The sequence below is a fragment of the Acinetobacter sp. CFCC 10889 genome (assembly GCF_003268395.1).
Taxonomy (GTDB): Bacteria; Pseudomonadota; Gammaproteobacteria; order Pseudomonadales; family Moraxellaceae; genus Acinetobacter.
On sequence record NZ_LQXQ01000128.1, the window covers coordinates 1 to 2,903 of the forward strand.

Sequence of the window (2,903 nt, forward strand, 5' to 3'; positions counted from 1 at the left end):
CGATGAAAGACGTAATAGCCTGCGAAAAGCTTCGGGGAGGCGGCAAATATCCTGTGATCCGGAGATGTCTGAATGGGGAAACCCACTTACCATAAGGTAGGTATCGTAACATGAATACATAGTGTTACGAGGCGAACGAGGGGAAGTGAAACATCTCAGTACCCTTAGGAAAAGAAATCAATTGAGATTCCCTCAGTAGCGGCGAGCGAACGGGGATCAGCCCATTAAGTTATATGTGTTTTAGCGGAAAGCTCTGGGAAGTGCTACCGTAGAGGGTGATAGTCCCGTACACGAAAGGGCACATATAATGATGACGAGTAGGGCGAGGCACGTGAAACCTTGTCTGAATATGGGGGGACCATCCTCCAAGGCTAAATACTCCTGACTGACCGATAGTGAACCAGTACCGTGAGGGAAAGGCGAAAAGAACCCCTGTGAGGGGAGTGAAATAGATCCTGAAACCGCATGCATACAAGCAGTGGGAGCCGACTAGTTCGGTGACTGCGTACCTTTTGTATAATGGGTCAGCGACTTACATTCAGTAGCAAGGTTAACCGTCTAGGGGAGCCGTAGGGAAACCGAGTCTTAATAGGGCGTCTAGTTGCTGGGTGTAGACCCGAAACCAGGTGATCTATCCATGAGCAGGTTGAAGGTTGGGTAACACTAACTGGAGGACCGAACCCACTGTCGTTGAAAAGCCAGGGGATGACTTGTGGATAGGGGTGAAAGGCTAATCAAACTTGGTGATAGCTGGTTCTCCCCGAAAGCTATTTAGGTAGCGCCTCGGACGAATACCATTGGGGGTAGAGCACTGTTTCGGCTAGGGGGTCATCCCGACTTACCAAACCGATGCAAACTCCGAATACCAATGAGTACTATCCGGGAGACAGACTGCGGGTGCTAACGTCCGTAGTCAAGAGGAAAACAATCCAGACCGCCAGCTAAGGCCCCAAAATTATAGTTAAGTGGGAAACGATGTGGGAAGGCATAGACAGCTAGGAGGTTGGCTTAGAAGCAGCCACCCTTTAAAGAAAGCGTAATAGCTCACTAGTCGAGTCGGCCTGCGCGGAAGATGTAACGGGGCTAAAACTATATGCCGAAGCTGCGGATGTACACTATGTGTACGTGGTAGGGGAGCGTTCTGTAAGCCGATGAAGGTGGATTGAGAAGTCTGCTGGAGGTATCAGAAGTGCGAATGCTGACGTGAGTAACGACAAAACGGGTGAAAAACCCGTTCGCTGAAAGACCAAGGGTTCCAGTCCAACGTTAATCGGGGCTGGGTGAGTCGACCCCTAAGGCGAGGCCGAGAGGCGTAGTCGATGGGAAATTGGTTAATATTCCAATACTTCTGTGTAATGCGATGAGAGGACGGAGAAGGTTAAGTCAGCCTGGCGTTGGTTGTCCAGGTGAAAGACAGTAGGCATGCATCTTAGGCAAATCCGGGGTGCTCTATGCTGAGAGTTGATAGCAAGCTGTACTTGTACAGTAAAGTGGCTGATACCATACTTCCAAGAAAAGTCTCTAAGCTTCAGTTACACAGGAATCGTACCCGAAACCGACACAGGTGGTCAGGTCGAGTAGACCAAAGCGCTTGAGAGAACTCTGCTGAAGGAACTAGGCAAAATGGTACCGTAACTTCGGGAGAAGGTACGCTGTTGTTGGTGATGGAACTTGCTTCCTGAGCTGACGACAGCCACAGAAACTAGGCCCCTGCAACTGTTTATTAAAAACATAGCACTCTGCAAACACGAAAGTGGACGTATAGGGTGTGATGCCTGCCCGGTGCTGGAAGGTTAATTGATGGGGTTAGCGTAAGCGAAGCTCTTGATCGAAGCCCCAGTAAACGGCGGCCGTAACTATAACGGTCCTAAGGTAGCGAAATTCCTTGTCGGGTAAGTTCCGACCTGCACGAATGGCATAATGATGGGGGCGCTGTCTCCAGCAGAGGCTCAGTGAAATCGAAATCGCCGTGAAGATGCGGTGTACCCGCGGCTAGACGGAAAGACCCCGTGAACCTTTACTGCAGCTTGACATTGAACTTTGATCTTACTTGTGTAGGATAGGTGGGAGGCTTTGAAACCGAGACGCTAGTTTCGGTGGAGCCAATCTTGAAATACCACCCTGGTAATATTGAGGTTCTAACTCTGTCCCGTGATCCGGGACGAGGACCATGTCTGGTGGGTAGTTTGACTGGGGCGGTCTCCTCCTAAAGAGTAACGGAGGAGTACGAAGGTGCGCTCAGCGTGGTCGGAAATCACGCGTAGAGTATAAAGGCAAAAGCGCGCTTAACTGCGAGACCCACAAGTCGAGCAGGTACGAAAGTAGGTCTTAGTGATCCGGTGGTTCTGTATGGAAGGGCCATCGCTCAACGGATAAAAGGTACTCTGGGGATAACAGGCTGATACCGCCCAAGAGTTCATATCGACGGCGGTGTTTGGCACCTCGATGTCGGCTCATCTCATCCTGGGGCTGAAGCAGGTCCCAAGGGTATGGCTGTTCGCCATTTAAAGAGGTACGCGAGCTGGGTTTAGAACGTCGTGAGACAGTTCGGTCCCTATCTACCGTGGGCGCTGGAAATTTGAGAGGATCTGCTCCTAGTACGAGAGGACCAGAGTGGACGAACCTCTGGTGTACCGGTTGTGACGCCAGTCGCATCGCCGGGTAGCTATGTTCGGAAGGGATAACCGCTGAAAGCATCTAAGCGGGAAGCCTACCTCAAGATAAGATTTCCCTAGGACTTTATGTCCTCTAAAGAGCCGTTGAAGACTACGACGTTGATAGGTTGGATGTGGAAGTGCGGTGACGCATGAAGCTGACCAATACTAATTGCTCGTGAGGCTTGACTATACAACACCCAAACAGTTGTATGTTTCATCAAATTCAAAGCAAAATGCTTGATTTAG

General features: G+C 50.4%; 1 rRNA gene. It reads left to right on the forward strand.

The window, feature by feature from the left end:
* Positions 1–2,847 (forward strand): 23S ribosomal RNA (locus tag AVJ19_RS20775); the annotation flags it as partial.
* Positions 2,848–2,903 lie beyond the last annotated feature (56 nt).